Raw genomic sequence first — 1,594 nt, forward strand, 5'->3', positions numbered from 1 at the left:
GGGTCATCCTGCACCGGTTTCTGCGCGGGCAGCTCGACGGCCGCCTCGACGCGCAGATCGTGGCCCTGCGCGCGGGACTCGAGGCCGGGATCCTCCCGCAGACGCTTGACGCACCACCCTTCGACCGGCCCGGCCCCGGCTGGGCCTGGGAGGTGCGCCGGGGCCCCGAGACGATTCGCTCCGGCTCCTGGCGGGGCGGCGACATCCGCCTGTCCGACCCCGGTCCGGACGACGATCCGGGCCGGCCGCATCCGGCATCCGGCACGGGGCCGCACGGCGAGCCCCTCATCGCCCGGGTCCTGGTCGTGCCAGGGCCCGAGCCCGCGACGATCGTGGCGGCGGCGCCGGAGGGAGAACTGCGCGGGCCGCTGCGCGAGGCGCTGACCAGCCTCGCCGTGGCGCTGGGCATCCTCGGCCTGTGCCTGCTCGCCGGTCTGGCAGTCCAGGTGCGCCTCGGCCTCGCGCCGCTGACGCGCCTGCGCGCGGACCTCGCATCGGTCCGGGCGGGGCGGCGCGAGCGCGTGCCGGCGGACCAGCCCGCCGAGATCGCGCCGGTGGTGGCGGAACTCAACGCCCTCCTCGATCAGAACGCGCAGAACCTCGAACGCGCCCGCGGCCACGTCGCCAACCTCGCCCACGCCCTCAAGACGCCGCTCGCCACCCTGTCGATGGCGCTCGCGGAGCCTGCCCGCGACCCGGACGGGGCCCTGCGCCGGCAGGTGGACGACATGGACCGGCGGGTGCGGCACCACCTCCGGCGCGCCCGGGCCGCGGCCCTGGCGGGATCGGCCCGGGGCCGCACGGCCCTGGCGCCCCGGCTGTCGGACCTGCGGGCTGCGCTCACGCGCATCTATGCCGAGAAGGGCGTGGCGATCGACCTCGACGTCCCGGAGGCCCTGTCGGTCCCCTGCGAGGGCCAGGATCTCGACGAGATGCTCGGCAACCTCGTGGACAATGCCTGCCGCTGGTGCCGGAGCCGCGTGCGGGTCTCCGCGACGGCGCGCGACGGCGGTGTGTCCCTGTCGGTGGAGGATGACGGGCCCGGCCTCGACCCGGCGGCGGCCTCCGCCGTCATGGCGCGGGGCCGCCGCCTCGACGAGGGCGTGCCGGGCCACGGCTTCGGGCTGCCGATCACCCTGGAACTCGCCGAACTCTACGGCGGCGGCCTGAGCCTCGGACGGTCCGAACTCGGCGGCCTGCGGGCGGACCTGGTTCTCCCGGCCTGACCGGGAACGCTCAGCCCAGCGCCTCCCGCAGGATCGGGCGGATCCGCGGATCGGCGCAATGGGCGACGTTGAAGCGCATGTAGCCGTTCCAGGCATCCGACAGGCTGAACGAGGTTCCCGGCGCCAGCACCATGCCGCGGGCGAGCGCCCGGCGGGCGACATCGGCCCCGTCGCGCCCGTCCGGCAGGCGCATCCACAGGAAGAAGCCGCCCCGGGGCTGCGCCCAGGTCTCCAGGCCGCAGGCGCGCAGCTCCGCGGCGGCCTGCACCATCGCGCCGGCGAGCCGGCGGCGGGTCTCGGCGAGGTGCCGCCGGTAGGCGCCCTCGGTGATGAGCGCATGCACCAGCGCGGCCGTGATGTGTCCGTGC

The 1,594-nt window shown here is 76.4% G+C and carries 2 protein-coding genes; one reads left to right on the forward strand and one right to left on the reverse strand.

All coding sequences use genetic code 11. The features are described from left to right. Positions 1-1,226: sensor histidine kinase (locus I53_RS25800; RefSeq protein ID WP_043356214.1), on the forward strand; the 1,226-nt coding region annotated here is incomplete at its 5' end. 10 nt (positions 1,227-1,236) lie between these two features. Here I53_RS25800 and I53_RS25805 read toward each other — a convergent pair. Then, positions 1,237-1,594: aminotransferase class I/II-fold pyridoxal phosphate-dependent enzyme (locus I53_RS25805; protein ID WP_043356216.1), on the reverse strand; the 358-nt coding region annotated here is incomplete at its 5' end.

It is taken from the genome of Methylobacterium sp. B1 (assembly GCF_000333255.1).
In the GTDB taxonomy this organism is placed as follows: domain Bacteria; phylum Pseudomonadota; class Alphaproteobacteria; order Rhizobiales; family Beijerinckiaceae; genus Methylobacterium; species Methylobacterium fujisawaense.